The organism is Streptococcus oralis (genome assembly GCF_003943415.1).
Classification (GTDB): Bacteria; Bacillota; Bacilli; order Lactobacillales; family Streptococcaceae; genus Streptococcus; species Streptococcus oralis_BJ.
In genome coordinates, this window is record NZ_RJPK01000004.1 from 179,737 (window position 1) to 201,197 (window position 21,461).

Annotated in this window: 23 protein-coding genes and 1 pseudogene; 4 read left to right on the forward strand and 20 right to left on the reverse strand. The window is 41.9% G+C overall.

All coding sequences use genetic code 11. The annotated features are described in order from the left end of the window. Window positions 1-106 precede the first annotated feature (106 nt). Window positions 107-1,135, forward strand: coding sequence for a tRNA preQ1(34) S-adenosylmethionine ribosyltransferase-isomerase QueA (gene queA / locus D8801_RS06930; RefSeq protein ID WP_125848796.1), 1,029 nt, complete (start codon window positions 107-109; stop codon window positions 1,133-1,135). 66 nt (window positions 1,136-1,201) lie between these two features. Here queA and D8801_RS06935 read toward each other — a convergent pair whose 3' ends face one another. Genes D8801_RS06935 through mnmL form a run of 5 tightly spaced genes read right to left on the reverse strand, consistent with a single transcriptional unit; the run spans window position 1,202 to window position 5,902 of the window. After that, a complete protein-coding gene (locus D8801_RS06935) occupies window positions 1,202-2,062 on the reverse strand; it encodes a YihY/virulence factor BrkB family protein (protein ID WP_125848798.1) in 861 nt (286 codons plus the stop codon). Window positions 2,063-2,091: 29 nt separating this feature from the next. After that, window positions 2,092-4,146, reverse strand: a complete 2,055-nt coding sequence (locus tag D8801_RS06940) for a cation:proton antiporter (RefSeq protein ID WP_125848800.1) — start codon at window positions 4,144-4,146, stop codon at window positions 2,092-2,094. Between the two features lie 11 nt (window positions 4,147-4,157). Further along, a complete protein-coding gene (locus D8801_RS06945) occupies window positions 4,158-4,412 on the reverse strand; it encodes a hypothetical protein (protein ID WP_125848802.1) in 255 nt (84 codons plus the stop codon). Further along, window positions 4,405-4,962 (reverse strand): tRNA 5-(aminomethyl)-2-thiouridylate-methyltransferase MnmM, encoded by a 558-nt coding sequence (mnmM, locus tag D8801_RS06950; protein WP_185758511.1) that lies wholly within the window; start codon window positions 4,960-4,962, stop codon window positions 4,405-4,407. The genes D8801_RS06945 and mnmM overlap by 8 nt, the downstream gene beginning before the upstream one ends. After that, on the reverse strand, window positions 4,946-5,902 hold the full coding sequence (gene mnmL / locus D8801_RS06955) for a tRNA modification radical SAM protein MnmL/YtqA (protein ID WP_125848805.1): 957 nt from the start codon (window positions 5,900-5,902) through the stop codon (window positions 4,946-4,948). Before mnmL ends, mnmM begins: the two co-directional genes overlap by 17 nt. A gap of 91 nt (window positions 5,903-5,993) precedes the next feature. Here mnmL and D8801_RS06960 point away from each other — a divergent pair, with 91 nt between their 5' ends. After that, window positions 5,994-6,359: a DUF3397 domain-containing protein gene (locus tag D8801_RS06960; protein ID WP_125848807.1), complete on the forward strand. Its 366-nt coding sequence runs from the start codon at window positions 5,994-5,996 to the stop codon at window positions 6,357-6,359. 110 nt (window positions 6,360-6,469) lie between these two features. Here the strand turns inward: D8801_RS06960 and D8801_RS06965 are convergent, their stop codons facing one another. Continuing rightward, window positions 6,470-8,092, reverse strand: a complete 1,623-nt coding sequence (locus D8801_RS06965; RefSeq protein WP_125848809.1) for a putative polysaccharide biosynthesis protein — start codon at window positions 8,090-8,092, stop codon at window positions 6,470-6,472. A gap of 105 nt (window positions 8,093-8,197) precedes the next feature. Here D8801_RS06965 and D8801_RS06970 point away from each other — a divergent pair, with 105 nt between their 5' ends. Beyond that, window positions 8,198-9,643 (forward strand): UDP-N-acetylmuramoyl-L-alanyl-D-glutamate--L-lysine ligase, encoded by a 1,446-nt coding sequence (locus D8801_RS06970; protein ID WP_125848811.1) that lies wholly within the window; start codon window positions 8,198-8,200, stop codon window positions 9,641-9,643. Between the two features lie 37 nt (window positions 9,644-9,680). Here D8801_RS06970 and D8801_RS06975 read toward each other — a convergent pair whose 3' ends face one another. The 12 genes from D8801_RS06975 to rpsF form a co-directional block, all read right to left on the reverse strand. Then, window positions 9,681-9,881, reverse strand: coding sequence for a CsbD family protein (locus D8801_RS06975; protein WP_000051186.1), 201 nt, complete (start codon window positions 9,879-9,881; stop codon window positions 9,681-9,683). 101 nt (window positions 9,882-9,982) lie between these two features. Continuing rightward, window positions 9,983-10,633, reverse strand: coding sequence for a DUF1803 domain-containing protein (locus tag D8801_RS06980; protein ID WP_125848813.1), 651 nt, complete (start codon window positions 10,631-10,633; stop codon window positions 9,983-9,985). After that, the gene (locus D8801_RS06985) at window positions 10,617-11,129 is read right to left on the reverse strand and encodes a YiiX/YebB-like N1pC/P60 family cysteine hydrolase (protein WP_125848815.1); all 513 of its coding nucleotides are present in this window, start codon (window positions 11,127-11,129) and stop codon (window positions 10,617-10,619) included. Before D8801_RS06985 ends, D8801_RS06980 begins: the two co-directional genes overlap by 17 nt. A gap of 85 nt (window positions 11,130-11,214) precedes the next feature. Further along, the gene (locus tag D8801_RS06990; RefSeq protein ID WP_125848817.1) at window positions 11,215-12,150 is read right to left on the reverse strand and encodes a manganese-dependent inorganic pyrophosphatase; all 936 of its coding nucleotides are present in this window, start codon (window positions 12,148-12,150) and stop codon (window positions 11,215-11,217) included. An 85-nt stretch (window positions 12,151-12,235) separates the two neighbouring features. Further along, window positions 12,236-12,520 carry a GIY-YIG nuclease family protein gene (locus D8801_RS06995; protein WP_042902738.1) on the reverse strand — a complete coding sequence of 95 codons (285 nt, stop codon included), beginning with the start codon at window positions 12,518-12,520 and terminating at the stop codon, window positions 12,236-12,238. Beyond that, complete coding sequence (locus tag D8801_RS07000; RefSeq protein WP_125848818.1) at window positions 12,510-13,256, reverse strand: tRNA1(Val) (adenine(37)-N6)-methyltransferase; 747 nt, start codon at window positions 13,254-13,256, stop codon at window positions 12,510-12,512. Before D8801_RS07000 ends, D8801_RS06995 begins: the two co-directional genes overlap by 11 nt. A gap of 32 nt (window positions 13,257-13,288) precedes the next feature. After that, window positions 13,289-13,648: a S1 RNA-binding domain-containing protein gene (locus D8801_RS07005; protein ID WP_125848820.1), complete on the reverse strand. Its 360-nt coding sequence runs from the start codon at window positions 13,646-13,648 to the stop codon at window positions 13,289-13,291. 1 nt (window position 13,649) lies between these two features. Continuing rightward, complete coding sequence (locus D8801_RS07010; RefSeq protein WP_125848822.1) at window positions 13,650-15,050, reverse strand: bifunctional Cof-type HAD-IIB family hydrolase/peptidylprolyl isomerase; 1,401 nt, start codon at window positions 15,048-15,050, stop codon at window positions 13,650-13,652. Between the two features lie 81 nt (window positions 15,051-15,131). Continuing rightward, entirely contained in the window at window positions 15,132-15,641 is a 510-nt protein-coding gene (locus tag D8801_RS07015; protein ID WP_125848824.1) for a GNAT family N-acetyltransferase, read from the reverse strand. Window positions 15,642-15,916: 275 nt separating this feature from the next. Beyond that, window positions 15,917-16,156 carry a 30S ribosomal protein S18 gene (gene rpsR / locus D8801_RS07020; protein WP_000068664.1) on the reverse strand — a complete coding sequence of 80 codons (240 nt, stop codon included), beginning with the start codon at window positions 16,154-16,156 and terminating at the stop codon, window positions 15,917-15,919. Between the two features lie 31 nt (window positions 16,157-16,187). Beyond that, the gene (gene ssbA / locus D8801_RS07025) at window positions 16,188-16,658 is read right to left on the reverse strand and encodes a single-stranded DNA-binding protein SsbA (RefSeq protein WP_000609594.1); all 471 of its coding nucleotides are present in this window, start codon (window positions 16,656-16,658) and stop codon (window positions 16,188-16,190) included. Window positions 16,659-16,669: 11 nt separating this feature from the next. Continuing rightward, the gene (gene rpsF / locus D8801_RS07030) at window positions 16,670-16,960 is read right to left on the reverse strand and encodes a 30S ribosomal protein S6 (RefSeq protein WP_001151782.1); all 291 of its coding nucleotides are present in this window, start codon (window positions 16,958-16,960) and stop codon (window positions 16,670-16,672) included. Between the two features lie 290 nt (window positions 16,961-17,250). Between rpsF and D8801_RS07035 the strand changes: the two are divergent. Further along, window positions 17,251-18,062, forward strand: a pseudogene (locus tag D8801_RS07035) (IS30 family transposase). Here the strand turns inward: D8801_RS07035 and D8801_RS07040 are convergent. Together D8801_RS07040 and D8801_RS07045 are read right to left on the reverse strand one after the other, a co-directional pair. Then, window positions 18,059-19,402, reverse strand: a complete 1,344-nt coding sequence (locus D8801_RS07040) for a DEAD/DEAH box helicase (protein WP_125848826.1) — start codon at window positions 19,400-19,402, stop codon at window positions 18,059-18,061. The pseudogene D8801_RS07035 and the gene D8801_RS07040 sit on opposite strands and share 4 nt — an antisense overlap. A 274-nt stretch (window positions 19,403-19,676) precedes the next feature. Continuing rightward, the coding region (locus tag D8801_RS07045; RefSeq protein ID WP_125848828.1) for an SHIRT domain-containing protein at window positions 19,677-21,461 on the reverse strand (1,785 nt) is incomplete at its 5' end.

Sequence of the window (21,461 nt, forward strand, 5' to 3'; positions counted from 1 at the left end):
CAATTTTTGTCAAGTGAAAACGATTTATTTTCCAAAAAAAGAGCGTCCAAACTTGAAACATGTTATAATGGATAAGATTAGAAGTTAGAAAGAATGATGAAAAAAAATGAATACAGCTGATTTTGATTTCCACTTGCCTGAGGAATTGATTGCCCAAACACCCCTTGAAAAACGTGATGCCTCCAAACTCCTCATCGTCAATCGTGAGACGGGAGAATTTCAAGATAAATACTTCCACTCTATTATTGATATGTTGGAACCAGGTGATGCCCTTGTCATGAACGACACCCGTGTTCTCCCAGCTCGCCTCTATGGTCAAAAGGAAGAAACGGGAGGTCATGTGGAACTTCTCCTTCTAAAAAACACTGCTAGTGATGAGTGGGAAGTCCTAGCTAAACCTGCCAAACGCCTCAAGGTCGGTACTCGAGTCAGCTTTGGAGATGGTCGTCTCAGTGCTGTCGTTACGGAAGAATTGACCCATGGGGGCCGCATTGTCCGCTTTGAATACCAAGGAATTTTCCTAGAAGTTTTGGAAAGTCTAGGTGAAATGCCATTACCGCCTTATATCCATGAAAAACTAGATGATCGCGAGCGCTATCAAACGGTCTACGCTAAAGAAAGTGGTTCTGCTGCCGCGCCGACTGCTGGTCTCCACTTCACCAAAGAACTGCTAGCAGAAATCCAAGCCAAGGGTGTCCATTTGGTTTATTTGACTCTCCATGTTGGCTTAGGAACCTTTAGACCCGTTTCTGTTGACAATCTGGACGAACATGAAATGCACTCAGAGTTCTACCAACTGTCTGAGGAAGCAGCTTCTACCCTTCGCTCTGTCAAGGAAAATGGAGGTCGTGTCATCGCTGTCGGAACCACTTCTATCCGTACGTTGGAAACTATTGGTTCCAAGTTTGACGGACAAATCCAAGCAGATTCTGGCTGGACCAATATCTTTATCAAACCAGGTTACCAATGGAAGGTCGTGGATGCTTTTTCAACCAACTTCCACCTCCCCAAGTCAACTCTCGTTATGTTGGTTTCTGCCTTTGCAGGCCGTGACTTAGTCCTAGATGCTTACCAACATGCTATTCAAGAACACTACCGTTTCTTTAGTTTCGGTGATGCCATGTTTATCTATTAATTTTCACAATCAAAAAAAGTGCATATTATCAAGTTTGATAGTATGCGTTTTGTAATGGATAAAGAATTAGTCTTTTTTAAAGGTTGGATCTTTTAAGCTCTGCACACTGGCATTGATAACTGCCCCGATAATCAAAATTTTAGCAATGAGAATAAACCAGAACATCATGACTACCACGATAATGGAACTGAAAAATCGGACGTCAACTAGATGATTGACATAACTATTGACATAAACAGAAAAGATATTCAATAAAAAGATAAGAGTTAGCAAGACAAAGACACTTCCTGGTAAAACATAGCGGATTCGTGGTGCTTTTACTTTGGGAAGAAAATAGTAAATCATGACTAGAATGGCAAAGATCAAGGCATAGACCAGAGGGCCTGTAAAATCTTGCAGGTAGGAGAGTAGCGGACTATCTGATTGCCAGTAAGTTTTGAAAAGGTTAAGCAACATACGACCAAACATACTCAAAAACAAGGCTAGGGCAAAAAGAATCTGCAGGCCGAAACTAACCAGTAAACTCATCAACTGATGGGAGATAATTCCTCGACTCTTGGTCACTCCATAGGCTTTGTTAAAGGCCTTTTGGAGGAAATCCATTGATTTTGAGAAGGTCCATAGAGCTGACAAAACTGCAAAGCTCAATAAGCCTGTTGAGGGTTGAGTCAGAACTTCTCGGACAATCTTGGCGACCACATCATACACTGTATCAGGTAGGAATTCTTTAATCGTGAGTAAGAAATTTGAGACCGGAATCTGAAAATAAGGCAAGATATTGACCATTATCATTAGCAAAGGAAAGATTGAAATCAACCAATAGTAAGCAACCGCAACACTGGTTAACTCACTATCAGATGCTTGATAATAATGCAAAAAAGCTTTCAATAAGGGCCTGTCCATCAGCTCTTTCCACCACTTTTTCATGTTCCATCCTCCGTCATTTTCTTCATCATTTAAGTTCTTCTGATTAAATCTAGCATATCATAAGGCAAGGTATTTGCGGCCTCTTTCAGAGAATAATTCTCTAAATTATTAACATTTTGGCGTAGTTTTTTGGCATACTTGGCTGTTATCAGTTTAGCTTCTTCGTATTCAAAGATTGCCTTACGTTCGAGATAGTAGCCTCGTAGCATTTCATCGATATTGTTTGGCTTGATGCGATTGATAACCCGCTCAACAAAAGCACCACTTCCGATAATGGCCGTCTCGCGTAGACGAGACTCTTGCATAAAACTAATCAAAGAACTCTTGTAAACCCCTTTGAGGTTTTCCAAACTCTCGATAATCAGCTCTGTATTTTCCAAATACAACTCTGAAATCTGATCATAGTCAACTGCTAATAGTTTACGCGATTCTTCATTCATCCAACTACGGAATGTTTTTCCAAAGGTAAACATTTCATGGAGTAGAAAGCGCAGTATCCGTAAGGAAACTAGGAAATAATAAGTCACTCTAGAAGCGAAATTCCGATTGATACTCTGCTCCATGTTTTTTAGGTAACGTTGGTAAACTCGATAGCCACGCTCACTGATTCTATTTTCCTCGTAGGCTTGCTCCAAACCATCACTCTCAATGCTCAAGATAAGAAGTTTGAGGGACTCCCAGTCCTCTTGGACTCTCTTATTTTCCAGACTAAGGATGAGGTTTTCAATCCGACCATGATAATTATCAATAGCTACATAAAGAGGGAGTTTGTTCTTGTGATGGTCTAGTTCTTTTTCTAATTCTGCAGCTACATCATTCAAAATCGCAATATGCATCAAATGATCCTTGCTTTCCTCTTGTTCCTCAGATAAGTGAGGGAGAACCAGTAAACCCGTTAAAAAGCTTAATAGTGTAACGCCTGCTACTAGGAAGAGCAACAGAGGATATTCCTGCTCCAAATGACTTGGTATGAGGAGAATCGTCGCGATAGATACTGTCCCTTTGACACCAGAGAAGGTCAAAAGAAGCATATCTTTCATGTACTTATGGATTTTTTTCTTGAGTCGATGTGTTCTCACAAAGTAAAAACCAGCAATCATAACAAAGCGGATCGCAAAGAGCATGAAGGTCAGTACCACAACTGAAAGCAGTAAAAGAAAGGGATTGTAGAGAGAATTAGACAGAATCGGCTCCGCAATCAACTCTAATTCCATTCCCAAGATAACAAAGACAGATCCGTTTAGCATAAAGGTCATGGTGTGCCAGACGGTCTCTGTCACGGTGTCCACCTGGGCCTCTAGAAGCGTAATTTTTTTGAAACGACTAGCCTTCAAAATCCCTGCAACTACAACTGCGATAATCCCTGAAACATGGATTTCTTCGGCAATAAAGAAGGTCATAAGAGGCAAACTTAACTCTAGCAAGAGTTCACTGGCTATATCTATCGCTCGCACACTCAGTAAAAATGTATGCAAGAAACGATTGACCATAGCTGTCACAAAACCGACTACAAAACCACCAAGGATAGAAATTGCTAGGGAAGTTCCTGCTTGGCTGAGAGAAAAAGTTCCTGTTGTCCAAGCAGCAAGAGCCATCTGAAAGGCAACCAGGCCAGAAGCGTCATTTAAGAGTCCTTCCCCTTTTAGGATATTGGATACCCGTTTTGGGAAGCTAAAACGCTCAGACAGAGAAGCAAAGGCTACCAAATCCGTCGGTCCAAGTGCCGCTCCAACTGCTAAACAGGCCGCCAAAGGAAGAGTAAGCCAAAGGAAGTGAGCCATGCCCCCTAAGCTTAAGGTCGAGATAAAAATCACAGGAAAAATCAGGAAGACGACAATCCGCCAGTGCTTCAAAATGGATGTAATGTCCGCTTCTTCTGCCTCCCGAAAAAGTAAGGGACCAATAACCATGGCCAGAAACAGCTCTGTATTGAGATGAAAGTCCGTATTGGGGACAAATAAGCCAATCCCAATCCCCAAAAGGATTTGCACAAGAGGAAGGGGCAAAAAAGGTAGAAGTTTATTGGTCGTGGTTGAAATGATTAAGACAAATAAAAATAGAATCAAGTATATGAGTAATTCCACACAATTCCTCCTTAATCTTTTTTACAACAAAATTCAAAAATCTCCTTTTGCTCTTGGATTTTTTGATCAATCTTTGAGCAGTCTTTATGCTCAATTTTTTTCTGGCACCGTTCCATTTCAAGAGCCACTAATTTTTTCTTGATTTTAAGCATCTTTTTGCTCATATGTGCTTCGTCAAGTACTCCAACCGCTCGCTCATGCTGCGTTGACTCGACAAAATTTTGGCGCATAGCCTCAAGCTTCTCACGAAGGTATTGTTTATCCATGTCTATATCTTTCTAATTTCTCAATCATAACTAAAAACGGTGGATTGTTAACTTGGTTGAGAGTCCGATAAATCGCAACTGTGTACTCTTGTTGGTTCAACTGGCTAACAAAGTCCAAAACAGCATCCCTCTCGATATCTCCTCCCTCATGGCCATAGTAAATCATAATGGCAATCCGTCCCCCCTTGACAAGCAAATGACAAAGCTTCTCTAAGGCTTTAATGGTAGTCTGAGGTTGTGTGATGACTGATTTGTCAGCAGATGGCAGATAACCCAGATTAAAAATCCCTGCCTTGGCTTCTGTCACAAACTGATCAAGTGTCTCATGTCCTTGCAAAATCAACTGGACATTCTCTAAACCCGCATCATTTAAACGCTCTTGGGTTTTCTCCAAAGCCTGCTCCTGTATATCAAAGGCATAGACTTGCTTAGCTAGCTTGGCTAAAAAAAGCGTATCGTGTCCATTACCCATGGTCGCATCCACTACGATATCCTCTTTTGTCACGACTTCAGCCAAAAAATCATGTGCCATCTCAAGTGGTCTTTTCATTTTCAAACTCCTGTTTTACAGCCTTGCATCCTTGAACACTGCCGCGGCGTCTCATTTCAGTTTCAATAGCATTTAGCACTTCCCATTTATTGAGGCTCCACATGGGACCAATCAACATATCTCTAGGCGCATCTCCTGTGATTCGATGTATGACGATGTGCTTGGGAATGATTTCCAATTGGTCACAAATGACCTTGACATATTCGTCTTGACTCATCAGTTGCAAGCGTCCTTCGTGATAATCTCGTTGCATACGTGTATTAGTCATAAGGTGGAGCAAGTGCAGTTTAATTCCTTGAATATCATTATCCGTGACACAGCGGCGGACATTTTCGACCATCATCTCATGAGTTTCCCCAGGTAGTCCGTTGATTAGATGGGAAACAATCTCAATCTTGGGATACTTTCTCAAACGTTTGACCGTTTCCACATACAATTCATAAGAATGGGCACGATTAATCAGGTCAGATGTTGTTTCATAAGTAGTCTGTAAGCCCAATTCTACCGTCACATGCATGCGCTCCGATAACTCAGCCAAATATTCGATGGTTTCGTCTGGTAAACAGTCCGGACGCGTTCCGATATTGATTCCCACCACACCCGGTTCGTTGATGGCTTGTTCATAACGTTCCCGAATCACTTCCACCTTTTCATGGGTATTGGTAAAGTTTTGAAAATAAACCAGATACTTTTTAACATCTGGCCACTTGCGGTGCATAAAGTCGATTTCCTTATAAAATTGCTCACGGATAGGTGCATCTGGTGCCACAATGGCATCTCCAGAGCCCGAAACCGTACAAAAGGTACAGCCCCCATGTGCCACAGTTCCATCGCGATTTGGACAGTCAAACCCCGCATCAATCGGAACTTTGAAAGTTTTTTCTCCAAAAAGTTTTCGATAATAATCATTCAAGGTATTATAAGATTTCATAACTTTCATTATAACAAAAAACACCCACAATCTCAAAAGCCTGACTTTCCTACAAATTCCCTTGTTTCTCATTTCCTTTAATGATTTTTTATGATACAATATGGGTATGATTTTAATGAAAATAGCAGCTACTTTATTGTTGGTATTAACCCTCGTGGTCTCCATCATTGTAACAAAACTTTTTAAACTGAAAAAACTAGGACTGAATTTTGCGGATTTAGCTTTTCCACTTTTGGTATTCGAGTATTATCTTATCACTGCAAAAGCCTTTACCCACAACTTTCTACCGCGACTTGGTGTTGCACTTTCTCTCCTAGCAATCCTCCTTGTAGTCTTTTTCCTTTTCAAAAAACGAAGTTTTTATTACCCTAAATTCATCAAATTCTTCTGGAGAGCAGGTTTTCTCCTAACCTTAGTCCTCTATATCGCTATGATTGTAGAATTAATGATGCTCACACCCCAATAAATCCCTAGAACAACTGATTCTAGGGATTTTAATTTATAGAAATTTAAATGTCAGCTAACCCAGACACTTAACAAGGAGCTAGCTTTTCTTTTAGTTATAAATCTATTTTGTTAAGATCGTTTAAATTTTGCTCGCAAGCGATCTGCTTGAGGTTTCCCAATAATCTTATCCAATAGGTGAGTGCCAAGACTCATTAAACCATAGAGTCCTCCCCCGAGACCTCCAATGAGGGCTACATAAAGGAAACTCCAGAAGCGTCCTGTTGGTTGGAAGAAAAATCCTAAAATCCACTGTAGGAAACCAACTAAGATAAACATGACTATTGTCAAAATCGTAATTAAAATTGTCCGTTTTAAGATAATCTTACGACGTGCACCCGTCACCTGAAAAATATCTCGGTACATCAGAACATTTGGAATGATGAGACCGATGGTCGTTGAGATCAAGGGACCGTAGCTGTGGAAAATGGCAATAGCTGGTAACTGCAAGACTAACTTAGCAAGGGAACCATAGACAAAATAAAGCACTGCCTTGCGATTGCGGAACATGGCCTGAAGCATGGGTGACAAAACCATATACAAACCTAAGATAGTAGACTGCAAGACCGCAAAGACAAATAAGCCCATGGCCAGACTATCTGGCTTACCGTAAAAAACTGTATAGAGAGGCTCCCCTACCATGACGACCCCAACTGTTGCTGGTAAAAGAAACATAAAGAGCATGGTTAGACTATCTTGGACAAGACGAGCAGCAGCTCTCAAATCACCCTTGACATAATTTTCCGTCAAAAGTGGTAAGCCGACACTTCCAATCGAGACACCAACAGAAATCAAAATCATAGTGATTTTATTGGGATTGGCTGAGAAATAAGAAAACATGACAACCAAGTCTTCATTGCTATAGTTAGTAAACCAGGTCATGCTATTGATAAAGGTCATCTGGTCCAAAATTTGGAAGAGCTGGATGGCTGATCCTGTCAGGATAAAGGGAATGGCTTCCTTGATGGTATCGACTAAAAGTCGCTTACTATTGATCTTATCTCGTGTTTCAAATACCTTTTGGAGCAGTCCCTCCTTAGAAAGAAAATAAATCAAAACTGCAAAACTTGCCACCATCCCCACAAAGGCTGCAAAGGTAGACTGAGTAACCGCTGATAAGTAATCCCCTGATCCGATTTTCATGATGATGAAAGTAGCCAGCAACATCCAGATAACACGGATCACCTGCTCGGCGATTTGACTCATAGCATAGGGTTTCAGGTTGTTCATCCCTTGGAAGAAGCCTCGGATAACACTCATAGATGGGAAAATCAAAACTGCCCAAGCCAAGCTCTGCATGATGGGAATCAGGTCTTTCCCCACACCTGATAAGTCTGCTAACCAGGGAGAAAAGAGATACAAGACCAAGGCAAAGACTAGTCCCAAGCCCGTCATAAAGCCTAGAAAACTCCGAATCAAGGCAAAGCTATGCTCTTCTTCTCGCATAGTATTGTACTTAGCCACTTGTTTAGCAACCGCAACCGGGATACCCGCTGTCGAAATCAGCAAGAACCAAGCATAAATATTGTAGCCCATGGTAAAGAGACCATTTGCCTTGGCGGCATAAGTCCCCATCCAGATATACCAGGGAATAATATAGATAGCCCCAAGGAGGCGACTAATAAAGTTACTAGCTGTTAGCCAAGCAGTCCCTCGCAACATCTGGGCTTGCTGGTGATTGTTTTCGTTAGACATAGCTTCCTCATTCAATTTTGATAACTAGGAAAAGTTCCTTATCTTCCATTATAAACTTTTCCTTGTTACTTGTAAAATTCAGACTTGAAGTTTATAATAGAAAGTATGATAAAGATTGAAACCGCATTAGATATTTTAAAGAAAGATGGCCTTTTTCGCGAGATTATCGACCAAGGACACTACCACTACAACTACAGTGAAGTTGTTTTTGATAGCATCAGTTACGACAGCCAAAAAGTAAAAGAAGGCACTCTTTTTTTTGCAAAAGGCGCTGCCTTTAAAAAAGAATACCTTCTTTCTGCTATAACTCAGGGCTTAGCCTGGTATGTTGCCGAAAAGGACTACGAGGTTGGTATCCCTGTCATCGTTGTGAGCGATATCAAGAAAGCCATGAGTTTGATTGCTATGGAGTTTTATGGCAATCCACAAGAGAAACTCAAAATTCTCGCTTTCACAGGGACGAAAGGAAAGACGACAGCGGCCTATTTTGCCTATAACATCTTAGCTCAACACCATCGCCCAGCTATGCTGTCAACCATGAATACAACCTTAGATGGTAAGACCTTCTTTAAATCTGCCCTCACAACTCCTGAGAGCATTGATCTCTTTGATATGATGGCTCAGGCTGTTAAGAATGGTAGAACCCACCTCATCATGGAAGTCTCTAGTCAAGCCTATCTGGTCAAACGCGTCTATGGTCTGACCTTTGATGTAGGTGTCTTTCTTAACATCACTCCTGACCATATCGGTCCGATTGAGCATCCTAGCTTTGAAGACTACTTCTACCACAAACGTCTCTTGATGAAAAATAGCCGAGCAGTTGTCATTAACAGCGACATGGATCACTTTTCTGTACTAAAAGAACAAGTGGAACATCAAGAGCATGACTTCTATGGTAGCCGGTCAAGTAACCAAATCGAGAACTCCAAAGCCTTTAGCTTTTCCGCTACAGGTAAACTCGCTGGTGATTATGACATTCAACTCATTGGCCACTTTAACCAAGAAAATGCAGTCGCTGCAGGACTTGCCTGCCTCCGTCTAGGTGCCAGTCTAGAGGACATCAAAAAAGGAATCGCTGCGACCCGAGTTCCTGGACGTATGGAAGTCCTCACGCAGAAAAATGGAGCCAAGGTCTTCATCGACTATGCTCACAATGGAGACAGTCTGAAAAAACTCATCAATGTGGTTGAAACTCATCAAACTGGAAAAATTGCTCTGGTTCTCGGTTCGACTGGAAACAAGGGTGAAAGTCGTCGCAAAGACTTTGGACTCCTTCTCGATCAACACCCTGAGATTCAAGTCTTTCTCACCGCTGATGATCCAAACTATGAAGATCCAATAGCCATTGCAAATGAAATCAGCAACTACATCAGTCATCCTGTTGAAAAGATTGCCGATCGCGAACAAGCCATCAAAGCAGCCATGTCCATCACAAATCAAGAACTAGATGCCGTGATTATTGCTGGTAAGGGAGCTGATTGCTACCAGATCGTCAATGGAGTGAAAGAATCCTACCCTGGCGACTCAGCTGTCGCAGAACGTTACCTATAAAATCCAAAAAATCAAGGGAAACATTCCCTTGATTTTTTTAGTCTTCTTTCTTAAATGAGTTTTTAAGACCTTCAACGGCACCTTCTACAGCACCTTTAGCATCTTCAACAACTTCTTTTGCTTTTGCAACTGTTTTTTCTACAGTACCTTCTGCTTCTGTTTTGCTATCACCAGTAACTTTACCAAATCCTTCTTTGATAGCACCAGTTGCTTGTTCCAACTTATTTTCAAGTGACATAGCTCTGTCTCCTTTGCTTTTAATACGATAAATGTTATCGCTTACATTAAGTTTATGCTTATTCTTTAGTAAAGTCAAACAATCTGCTCAAAATGAAGCAATTAAGGTAAATAGAAAGTCAACCGCTCCTTGTCAAAATCAACAGCCAACTCATACTTTCCTTCTTCGTTTTGCACTACATAGCCCAAGACGACTAGACTCTCAACGAAGATATCACGGCGTTTCTGCATCAGCTGGTCCTTTTTGAGGAATTTCAGTAAAAAAGTCGTCATATACTTGAGGGCGTACTCAGGATTGACATCTCCCAAAATGGCATAGAGTTCCTGCTGTTTTTGTGTCAAAGGATAATGATTCTTGACCTTGTAGAAATAATTCGACAGGGTCATTTTTTCTCTTGCAAAATCCGTAGATTCGACTAGAATGGCTGCATTGGTTTGATTGCACAATTCTGTCCCAAAAGTCTTCTTCAGCAAGGCTTGATAAACTGGACTATCCTCTCTGACAAAAATTTCTTGGTCAAGGGATAGATTGTCTATCGATTCTAAAAAAGGGAGATTGAGAAAATAGCGTTTGTTTTCCCTTAGGATCAAGCCTGCCTTTATATACTCTTCCATGAGTTTATCAACTGCCACATCTGGAAACTGAGCCTTGATTTCTCGTAGAATCACATCGTCATGCTGGTCCAGATAGTCAACCAAATCTATAAAAAATGGCTGTCGAGTCAAACGAGATGGATTAAAAATCTGAATCATGAAGATTCCTTTCTTTACATTCTAAAAGAGAAGATGCTGCCAACTGACTGGGATTGGTCCCTGGTTGATTCAGAGGCACAGGAAGTTCGAGTTTCCTGTAATATTCCCTCCAAAAATCACTAATCTCCTGCTCCCTGTCTCCAAATTGCATCGGAATGGTCTCAAAAATAGGGAGAATTTCTGCGATGTACTGGGAGCAGTAAAAGCCATTCCCATCTGGATAAAAAGAGTCATTATAGGGTGCACCTAAATGTTTGCAGGCTCTTTCCTTTACCAAATCAGCTTCCATCTCTGGATAGACATAAAGGTCATAGAGATGAGTCGGTTCAAAAAAAACAGCTGGTTCTTGACAGATAACACCTGTTCGCCCACTAGCATGATAGATCAATCCGTCCAAAAAGATGGCTACATGACTATAGTTCCCAGTAGAAGCCTGGATAGCCTGCCCCATATCTGAAAGATTCTTAACAAAAATCAAGTCACCATTTTCTAACATCTTTCTCTCCTAGAAAAAAAGGAGCCGAAACCCCTTTAGCTATAAGGAAACTAACGTTTCCTCATTTCAATTATCTCACAGACTATTAGCCATTAAAGCTTTCTGTCAACTGAGGCACCACTTGTTTCTTACGTGAAACGGCACCTAGAAGGAAGGCATGGTTGTTTTCAAGTTTAAAGTTGAAGGCAGCTTCAACCTTGTCCATGTTTAATCCAAGAGCCAAAATTTCTGAGTTTGAGTTCACAATATCAGTAATCATCAAGACAAAGTCAGAGTAGCCGTTTGCAGCATTAGCTGCTTGCATTGCTGCTTCGATTTCAGTTTGGCGTTCCAAGACTTCAGCAATATCAACTGTATTGACTTGGGCAACACGAACCTTGTTTCCGTTGAGTTCAAAGGTCTTAGCATCGATGTCGATCAATTCTTCAGCAGATTTGCTAGCCAAGTTAGTACCAGCTTTGAGCATAGCGAGACCGTACTCTTCCAAGTTGACACCAGCTAATTCAGCCAATTCAGGAGCAATAACTTTATCAGATGGGTGAGTTGTTGGTGATTTCAAAAGAAGGGTATCTGAAATCAAACCTGAAAGCATCAAACCAGCGATTTCTTTAGGAACTGCTACACCATGTTCTTTGAACATGCGGTAAACAATAGAAGACGCTGATCCAACTGGTTCCAAGCGCATGTAAAGTGGGCTTGCAGTTTCAAAGTTAGCCACACGGTGGTGATCCACTACTCCGTAAACTTCTACTTCAGCGATATCTGACACTGACTGTTGGAATTCATTGTGGTCAGTCAAGATAACTTGCTCTGCACCTTCTGCTTTAACAGATGTGATGACGCGTGGTGCTTCTACACCAAAATAGTTCAAAACAAAGGCTGTTTCTTCATTTGGAGTACCGAGAGCAACTGCTTCTGTGTCCAATCCATAAGCCTCTTTTGCAAGATAGGCAAAGGCTACAGATGACCCGATGGCATCTGAGTCTGGATTTTGGTGACCAAATACTAGAATCTTAGACATGATAATACCTCTTTAAATTTATTCATCTTATTGTAGCACTTTTTTCCTCTTTTGACAAAAGTAAGAGGAGTCAAAAGACTCCTCGTTAGACATCAATATGGTTGACTAGATTCTTCTCTTGATTTTCAGATAAAAATCGTTCTTTCTGTGGACGTTTCTTGCGTTTGAGGAGAGCCTCTGCAGACATGGCTTCTTCCTTACTGGCAAAACCCTGAGCATAGATGAGTTTGACTGGCAAGCGAGCTCGGGTATACTTGGCTCCCTTACCACTATTATGAACGGCAAGGCGCCTCTTCACATCCGTTGTATAGCCCGTATAATAAGAACCGTCGCGACACTCTACCACATACATGTAGGCCTTATGATCCATAGTAAATCTCTTGAATTTCTGGGGTATAAGAACCATCATCATTGTGAACGATGAGTGGTGGCAAGACCTTAAAACCACTGGTCGATCCATCCTTGATAGCTTCGATTAAGAGCATATTGGCCTCCTTCTCACGTTTAGGATAGACAAATTGCAGGCGCTTGGGTGCCAAATTGTGGCGTTGAAGCATATCTAGGATATCCAAGAGCCGATCAGGACGATGGACCATAGCCAAACGGCCATTAGACTTGAGAATACTCTGAGCACTACGGCAGATTTCTTCTAGGTTAGTCGTAATTTCGTGTCTGGCCAGAAGGTAGTGTTCACTCTCGTTCAGATTGGAATGCGGATCCACCTTAAAATAAGGCGGATTGCACAAAATCATATCCACCTTACTTCCCTGAATGTGGGCAGGCATATTTTTCAAATCATCACATATGACCTGCATCTGCTCTTCCAAGCCATTCAACTGAACCGAACGCTCTGCCATATCCGCCAAACGCTCCTGAATCTCTACAGAGAGAATTTTTGCCTCTGTACGACTACTTGCAAAAAGTCCCACTGCACCATTTCCAGCACAAAAGTCCACAATTAACCCCCGTTTAGGGAAGCGAGGAAAGCGTGACAAGAGAACACTATCCACCGAATAGCTAAACACCTCTCTATTTTGAATGATCTTGATATCTGTCGAAAAGAGCTGGTTGATTCGCTCTCCTGGTTTTAATAATTGTTCTTCCATATATTGATTTTAAAAATACGAAATCTAATAAACTAGTTTTTCTCTCTCAGATTGTTGAGGGCTTCCTTTGTCCAGATTGGCATCATTCGGCCAAGTGGAGAAAAACCATGCTTGATACGATCATTTGAAAAACGTCTCCGTCTTGGCAATTGATGTTTTTCTTCCTCCAGAGTGCGAATAGATAGACTAGCTTTACCTGAAAATTCGTCTAAATCAACAACCTGAACTTGCACTTCTTCACCAATTTTCAAAACTTCATAGATATTTTCAATAAATCCTGTCCGAATCTCCGAGATGTGAATCAACCCAATCACCCCTGTCTCTAACTCAACAAAGGCACCATAGGGCTGGATTCCTGTAATACGCCCATTTAGCTTATCACCGATTTTCATCTTAGTCCTCAATTTCAATCGTTTCAATTACTACATCTTCAACTGGTTTGTCCATAGCGCCTGTCTCAACAGCTGCAATGGCATCCAAGACAGCAAAAGATTCTGCATCGACCAATTGCCCAAAAACAGTGTGACGACGGTCAAGATGAGGAGTTCCACCTTGCTCGGCATAAATCTCAGCGATTGGTTCAGGCCAGCCACCACGCGCAATCTCTTTCTTAGAGTATGGCAAATGTTGGTTTTGAACGATAAAGAACTGGCTACCATTGGTATTTGGACCAGCATTGGCCATAGAAAGGGCACCACGGATATTGTAGAGTTCTTCTGAAAATTCATCTTCAAAAGAGTTGCCGTAGATTGATTCTCCCCCCATACCAGTACCGGTTGGGTCCCCGCCTTGAATCATAAAGTCCTTGATAATTCGGTGGAAAATCACACCATCATAGTAACCGTCTTTTGACAGAGCAACAAAGTTAGCCACTGTTTTAGGAGCATGTTCAGGGAAGAGCTTGATACGCAAGTCTCCGTGATTTGTCTTAATGGTCGCAAGAGGACCTTCTACTGTTTCAATTTCTACTTGTGGGAACTGCAATTCTTTTTCTACCATACCAAATCCTTCTAAGGCATCAAAAATGCCATCTTCTTCTACTGTTTTTGTAATATAATCTGCTTTTTCTTTGATCTTTTCGTGGGAAACTCCCATGGCAATACTGATTCCAGCATAATCAAAGAGTTCCAAGTCATTGAGACCATCCCCAAAGACCATAACATTCTCTGGTTTTAAGCCTAGGTGTTCTACAACCTTGGCTACACCAGTTGCTTTTGAACCTGCAATTGGTAGCACATCAGATGAATGTTCATGCCAACGCACCATGCGAAGTTTATCCGACAATGAATCTGGCAAATGCAAGTCATCCCCTTTATCCTCAAAGGTCCACATTTGATAAATGTCTACTTTTTCATGGAAGTCAGGATTCACATCCAAGTTCGGGTAAATCGGATCAATAGCCTCACTAATCATTTCTGTCCGAGTGGAGAGTTTGGCGTCATGACTTCCAACCAAGCCATACTCAATTCCCTCTTCCTTCGTCCAAGAAATGTACTCCTCTACATCTGACTTCTCAATCTGATTTTGATAAATGACATTTCCTTTTTTATCTTCTATATAGGCACCATTCAAGGTCACAAAAAAGTCAGGCTTGAGGTCACGAATCTCTGGTACGACACCGAAAATCCCTCGTCCAGAGGCGATTCCTGTTAAAATTCCTTTTTCTCGTAACTGCTTAAAAACCGTGGGAATCGTAGCTGGAATAAAACCTGTCTTTGACGCACGCAAGGTATCATCGATATCAAAAAAGACAATCTTAATCTTCTTTGCCTTGTATTTTAATTTCGCATCCATCTCTCTACCTCTTTCAATCTAACTCTTTCCATTATACCATAAAGTAGAGAAATCCCATATCTTCAAAAAATTTGCTACCTCTTATTCAAATTCTTTGGATAAGTACAAAACTAAATCATCATTATTTTGAATAGTGGCATTCATTTCCAACGGTTGGTTTCGATACCAAACTCCCGTACCATCTGGAATATAACCTCGTTTCATGTACAATCTCTGAGCAGGTCCATACCCTGAATGGAGCCCAACACCAAGGGTCACCTTATCCGATATGAGCTTAACTCGATTTTCAGCTTCTTCCATCAAGAGGTTTCCAATTCCTTGATTTTGAAAAAGCTCAAAGACATTGAAATCTGAAAGTTCTGGAGCCATCCCAGCAAAGGGACCTTGCTTGGCAATTGGTAAAATAGTAATGTACCCCGCTACTACACCATCAATCTCTACAACTAAGACTTCTCTCTCCCTGCTTTTCTGTTCCAGAAAATATCTAGCCAAAATTTCCTCTCTACCGGGCCAACCTTGGCTGATAAATCCTTGAGATAGATTTTTAATGTCAGATTCTTGCATTTTTCTAATTGAACATTTCGTCTTCATAAGATGCTCCTTTAAAGCTTTCTCCTACCATTATAGCACGATAATAAAAATTAAAAGAAAAAACCTAGTAAGGCAAAGGAATCTTACTAGATCAAAAGAGAGCCCTTTCTAATAGAGTCCTGTAAAGTCTGAAAAAGAGATTCATAGGACCTGATAAAAAGGCCCGTATGAAGCTGAAAAAGAGGTCCGGGGGACCTGAAAAAAAGACCCACCCGGGTCTTAATTCGCTTTCTTATTTTCCAGCTCATGAAAAAGAGGTCCACTGGACCTCTTTTTTAATCTTCGTTTACGAAAGGCATCAAAGCCATTACGCGAGCGCGTTTGATAGCTGTTGTTACTTTACGTTGGTTTTTAGCTGAAGTTCCTGTTACACGACGTGGAAGGATTTTCCCACGTTCTGAAACGAAACGGCTAAGAAGCTCAGTATCTTTGTAATCAACATATTCAATTTTATTTGCTGCGATGTAATCAACTTTTTTACGGCGTTTGAATCCGCCACGACGTTGTTGAGCCATGTTTTTTCTCCTTTATAGTTTTAATTGTCCATTAGAATGGTAAATCATCATCTGAAATATCCAACGGATTGGTTGCTCCAAATGGATTTTCATCACGTGAAAAGTCAGGTACTGATTGTGTAGGTGCTGTATAACTAGCAGTTGGTGCAGAATAAGCTCCACCTGTATGTCCTTCACGCACGCTACGGCTTTCCAACATTTGGAAATTATCAGCCACGACTTCTGTTACGTAGACACGTTGTCCTTGCTGGTTATCGTAACTACGAGTCTGGATACGACCTGTGATCCCGATAAGAGAGCCTTTTTTAGCCCAGTTAGCAAGATTTTCAGCCTGTTGGCGCCACATAACGACATTGATGAAATCAGCCTCACGTTCGCCATTTTGACTCTTGAATGTACGGTTTACTGCAAGAGTAAAAGTCGCAACTGCTACATTTGATGGGGTATAACGCAACTCAGCGTCACGTGTCATACGCCCTACAAGTACAACATTGTTAATCATAGTTTACCTTCTTACGCGTCAAGTTTGACGATCATGTGACGAAGAATGTCAGCGTTGATTTTTGAAAGACGGTCAAACTCTTTAAGAGCTGCGTCATCGTTTGCTTCAACGTTAACGATGTGGTAAAGTCCTTCACGGAAATCTTGGATTTCGTATGCAAGACGACGTTTTTCCCATGATTTTGATTCAACAACAGTTGCACCGTTGTCAGTCAAGATAGAGTCAAAACGTGCTACCAAAGCGTTTTTCGCTTCTTCTTCAATGTTTGGACGAATGATATAAAGAATTTCGTATTTAGCCATTGATATGTTCCTCCTTTTGGTCTAATGACCCCTAGTCTTTGCAAGGGGTAAGTGAGGTTTGCTCACAATTAACTATTATACTAGAAAAGCTAGTAGATGGCAAGAGAAAAAAGATAAAAGTGAAAAAAAGAAGATGGATAAAAATTCTATAATGAAGTTAGCCACCCAACTTTCCTAAAAATGAGCTGGTTCAACTAGTCAATATTGTCAAATGAAATCTAGTTATAGGCATAAGAAACCACCTCTGTGTTATACTTGTTGTTCGCCACAAACACAAGAAAGGCACAGAGATGCAAAACAATTATACTACAGAAGCTAAACACTTGACAATCCATAGCCGTCGTTTAATCGAACGATGGAAAAATGAAGGAAAATCAAATAGAGAAATCGCCTCTCTACTTGGAAAAGCTCCTCAGACCATCCACAATGAAATCAAGCGTGGTACAGTCCTACAATATCTAGCTACTACTGGATTCATCATAGGAAATTGGGACTAACCAAACAGAACCTCCTTTATCCTAGAAAAGGAAAAACTGTCAAGAAACAAGCTAGCCCCAACTTTAAACCTGCTGGTCAATCCATTGAACAGCATCCTAAAGCTATCAATCTTCGATTGGAGAATGGGCATTATGAGATTGATACGGTCCTACTGACAAGAGCGAAAAACTGCTGCTTGCTGGTCTTGACGGATAGAAGGAGCAGACACCAAATTATTCGATTAATTCCCAATAAAAGCGCTGAGTCTGTCAATCGGGTTCTAAAACTCATCTTAAGACAACACAAGATTCTTTCCATCACGGCAGATAATGGAACGGAATTCAACCGCCTGTCTAATGTGTTTTCTAAGGAGCATATCTACTATGCACACCCCTATGCCTCTTGGGAAAGGGGAACTAATGAGAATCACAATAGGCTCATTCGTAGATGGTTACCTAAAGGAACTAAGAAAACGACTCCTAAGGAGGTCGCCTTCATCGAAAATTGGATTAATAACTATCCTAAAAAATGCTTTGACTACAAGTCGCCCAGAAAAGACTGCTTGCTGGCTAACTTGAACTTGAAATTTAGCAAAGGAGCCATTCGACTCCAATTTTATCCTTAAAATGTTTGGCGTTTGGCTTTACGCTCGGCACGGCCACGAGCACGATTTTCAGCACGCTTGGTTTTGCGACGTTTTTCATCCACCGCCCATTGAATCTTCTTCTTATAGCCTGGTTTGACTTTTTTCTTTTTCTTTTTAACCAAGCCAATCATTTCAATATCAAGCTTATCCTGCTTCTTTTCACGGTTGGCACGACGATCACGGTCATAGGTATCTTGAAACTCTCCATCTTTGACCATCTTAGGAGTAAACTTGATTCCTAATTTCTCCAACTCACGGATATCCGAGTCATCACTAGGCTGGTAAAGGGTAATAGCTGTACCGGGTAGACCGTTACGCCCAGTTCGTCCAACACGGTGTACAAAGAAGGACAAGTCTTGGGGAATGGCATCATTGATGACATGACTAACACCTTCAATGTCAATTCCACGCGCTGCTAAGTCCGTTGCGACAATGTACTCAAAATCAAGATTTTTCACCTGATTCATGATCCGCTTGCGCTCACGAGGAGCAATATCTCCATGAATCTTAGCCACCTTCAAGCCTTGAGCTGTTAGGTATGTATGCAATTCATCTGCACGCGTTTTAGTGTTAACAAAGATCATTGCCAAATAAGGCTGCATCAACTGAGTCAACTCATAAATCTGAGCATTCTTGTCGCGGCCCTTGGTCGAAATCAACCAGTTATCAATCGTATCTGAGATGACTGTCTTGGTCTTGATTTTCTCCATGACAGGATTTGACAAGTATTTTTTCAAGAACGGTTGCAATTTTTGTGGAATAGTCGCTGAGAAGACCATAAATTGCAAGTCCTTAGGAAGACTTCCTGCAATCTTATCAACTGTCTCTAAGAATCCCATATCCAAGGTCATATCGGCTTCATCGACAACAAAGGTCTTGGCCTTGTGAATAGCCAAATCACCAGATTTGACCAAGTCATAGATACGACCTGGAGTCCCGATGACAATATGTGGCTGGTTACTTGCCAATTTATCAATCTGACGAGCCTTGTCCGTACCACCCACATAGTTGACCACACGGACTTCGACATCTGAGTGGGCCGCAATCTGACGAGCCGCTTGGTAGATCTGAGTAGCTAACTCACGACTTGGAGCAGTGATGACCGCTTGCACACTTTCACTTGTTTCATCCAGTTGCTGGAAAATCGGTAGGAGGAAAGTGTGGGTCTTTCCTGAACCTGTTTTTGATTCACCAACCAAGTCTTGACCTGCCAAGACAATGGGAATTAACTTATCTTGAACCTCTGTCGGAGTTGTAAAATTCAACTCTTCCAAAGCCTTTTCTATATAATTTTTAAACTGAAATTTCGTAAATGACATATTATCCTCGATTCTATTCATCTAACCATTATACCATATTTTGAACATTTTCAGTAGTCCAACTCATCTGACCTATCACAAGGCTCTCAATTTCTCCAAATACCACTCTTAGACTTAAAATTAAACATTTGATTTCTAATAAAAATACAAAAAGAGAAGACCAAATTAGTCTTCTCTCAGCCTTAAAGCTTGTGACTCAGATAGATTTGTCAAACAGTCAACTACCTGCTTAATAATCTTATAAAAGTCGATATACTCTAGATAAAATCAGTACTTAATCATCTTTCCGCTTGCGACCAAGAAGTAATCCTCCTAGACCTGCAAGAAGAGAGCTTGTCATTAGTCCAATGAGTGAAAGCGGTGCAGTGCTACCTGTATTTGGCAATGTAGCTTGTTTTACCTTTTCTCCTGCTGGACTTTGAACTGGTGGATTCTCTTCAGGTTTTCTTGGTTGTTCTGGTTGATGTCTATCTGCCTGATTATTATCAGATCCCTGCTCCTCTCCTGGATTCACTGGTGGAACTGGATTTGGTTGAGGTGCTGGTTGTGGTTGTGGCGTTGGTGCCGGCTGTGGTTGAGGTTGAGGTTGCGGCTGCGGCGATGGTGCCGGCTGTGGCTGTGGTTGTGGCTGCGGTTGCGGCGATGGTGCCGGCTGTGGCTGTGGTTGTGGCTGCGGTTGTGGCTGCGGTTGCGGCGCTGGTTCCGGTTGCGGACTAGGAGCTTGCTTAGCTTCAAAGGCCCACTTACCTACAAACTCTACATTAGCCTTGTTGACAACGGCGCTAGCTGCGTCATAGCCCTTGAAGGTCCATGTGCCGTCGTTCTCAGTATCTGTATAAGTCGTTTGAGATGGTTGCTGAGCGGAAACAGAGTTACCATTCTCATATGTTGCACTGTCGCTTGGGGTCAAGGCTGCGATACCTGCTGGAAGTTGCTTACCTGCTGTTGCGCTCTCGAAGCGGTAAGTAGCTTGGTACTTATTGGCTTCAAAGACCCATTTCCCTACAAACTCTACATCAGCCTTGTTGACAACGGCGCTAGCTGCGTCATAGCCCTTGAAGGTCCATGTGCCGTCGTTCACTGGGTCTGTGTAGGTCGTTTGCGCTGGTTGCTGAGCGGAAACAGAATCACCATTCTCATATGTTGCACTGTCGCTTGGGGTCAAGGCTGCGATACCTGCTGGAAGTTGCTTACCTGCTGTTGCGCTCTCGAAGCGGTAAGTAGCTTGGTACTTATTGGCTTCAAAGACCCATTTCCCTACAAACTCTACATCAGCCTTGTTGACAACGGCGCTAGTTGCATCATAACCCTTGAAGGTCCATGTACCGTCGTTCACAGTATCTGTGTATGTAGTTTGCGCTGGTTGTTGAGCGGAAACAGAGTTACCATTCTCATATGTTGCACTGTCGCTTGGAGTCAATGCGGCAATGGCTGCTGGAAGTTGCTTACCTGCTGTGGCGCTTGCGAAGCTGTAAGTAGCTTGGTACTTGTTGGCTTCAAAGGCCCATTTTCCTACAAACTCTACATCAGCCTTGTTGACAACGGAGCTAGCTGTGTCATAACCCTTGAAGGTCCATGTGCCGTCGTTCACAGTATCTGTGTAGGTCGTTTGCGCTGGTTGTTGAGCGGAAACAGAATCACCATTCACATATTTTGCACTGTCGCTTGGGGTCAAATCTGTGATGGCTGCTGGAAGTTGCTTACCTGCTGTTGCACTCTCGAAGCGATAAGTAGNTTGGTACTTATTGGCTTCNAAGGCCCATTTGCCTACAAACTCTACATCAGCCTTGTTGACAACGGCGCTAGCTGNGTCATAGCCCTTGAAGGTCCATGTGCCGTCGTTCACAGTATCTGTGTATGTAGTTTGCGCTGGTTGTTGAGCTGAAACAGAATCACCATTCACATATTTTGCACTGTCGCTTGGGGTCAATGCGGTGATGGCTGCTGGAAGTTGCTTACCTGCTGTTGCGCTTGCGAAGCTGTAAGTAGCTTGGTACTTGTTGGCTTCAAAGGCCCACTTACCTACAAACTCTACATCAGCCTTGTTGACAACGGCGCT

Excerpts from the sequence above, each read along its gene's own strand:
- ssbA (WP_000609594.1), bottom strand. The coding sequence starts at position 16,658 with ATGATTAACAATGTTGTACTTGTAGGGCGTATGACACGTGACGCTGAG.
- D8801_RS06965 (WP_125848809.1), bottom strand. The coding sequence starts at position 8,092 with ATGTCTAACGAAAACAATCACCAGCAAGCCCAGATGTTGCGAGGGACT.
- D8801_RS06985 (WP_125848815.1), bottom strand. The coding sequence starts at position 11,129 with ATGTTAGAAAATGGTGACTTGATTTTTGTTAAGAATCTTTCAGATATG.
- D8801_RS06995 (WP_042902738.1), bottom strand. The coding sequence starts at position 12,520 with ATGGATCATAAGGCCTACATGTATGTGGTAGAGTGTCGCGACGGTTCT.
- mnmL (WP_125848805.1), bottom strand. The coding sequence starts at position 5,902 with ATGAAAGTTATGAAATCTTATAATACCTTGAATGATTATTATCGAAAA.
- D8801_RS07015 (WP_125848824.1), bottom strand. The coding sequence starts at position 15,641 with ATGAAGACGAAATGTTCAATTAGAAAAATGCAAGAATCTGACATTAAA.
- D8801_RS07005 (WP_125848820.1), bottom strand. The coding sequence starts at position 13,648 with ATGAAAATCGGTGATAAGCTAAATGGGCGTATTACAGGAATCCAGCCC.
- rpsF (WP_001151782.1), bottom strand. The coding sequence starts at position 16,960 with ATGGCTAAATACGAAATTCTTTATATCATTCGTCCAAACATTGAAGAA.
- D8801_RS06975 (WP_000051186.1), bottom strand. The coding sequence starts at position 9,881 with ATGTCACTTGAAAATAAGTTGGAACAAGCAACTGGTGCTATCAAAGAA.
- rpsR (WP_000068664.1), bottom strand. The coding sequence starts at position 16,156 with ATGGCTCAACAACGTCGTGGCGGATTCAAACGCCGTAAAAAAGTTGAT.
- mnmM (WP_185758511.1), bottom strand. The coding sequence starts at position 4,962 with ATGAAAAGACCACTTGAGATGGCACATGATTTTTTGGCTGAAGTCGTG.
- D8801_RS07040 (WP_125848826.1), bottom strand. The coding sequence starts at position 19,402 with ATGTCATTTACGAAATTTCAGTTTAAAAATTATATAGAAAAGGCTTTG.
- D8801_RS06935 (WP_125848798.1), bottom strand. The coding sequence starts at position 2,062 with ATGAAAAAGTGGTGGAAAGAGCTGATGGACAGGCCCTTATTGAAAGCT.
- queA (WP_125848796.1), top strand. The coding sequence starts at position 107 with ATGAATACAGCTGATTTTGATTTCCACTTGCCTGAGGAATTGATTGCC.
- D8801_RS06990 (WP_125848817.1), bottom strand. The coding sequence starts at position 12,150 with ATGTCTAAGATTCTAGTATTTGGTCACCAAAATCCAGACTCAGATGCC.
- D8801_RS06980 (WP_125848813.1), bottom strand. The coding sequence starts at position 10,633 with ATGATTCAGATTTTTAATCCATCTCGTTTGACTCGACAGCCATTTTTT.
- D8801_RS07010 (WP_125848822.1), bottom strand. The coding sequence starts at position 15,050 with ATGGATGCGAAATTAAAATACAAGGCAAAGAAGATTAAGATTGTCTTT.
- D8801_RS06970 (WP_125848811.1), top strand. The coding sequence starts at position 8,198 with ATGATAAAGATTGAAACCGCATTAGATATTTTAAAGAAAGATGGCCTT.
- D8801_RS07000 (WP_125848818.1), bottom strand. The coding sequence starts at position 13,256 with ATGGAAGAACAATTATTAAAACCAGGAGAGCGAATCAACCAGCTCTTT.
- D8801_RS06960 (WP_125848807.1), top strand. The coding sequence starts at position 5,994 with ATGGGTATGATTTTAATGAAAATAGCAGCTACTTTATTGTTGGTATTA.
- D8801_RS06945 (WP_125848802.1), bottom strand. The coding sequence starts at position 4,412 with ATGGATAAACAATACCTTCGTGAGAAGCTTGAGGCTATGCGCCAAAAT.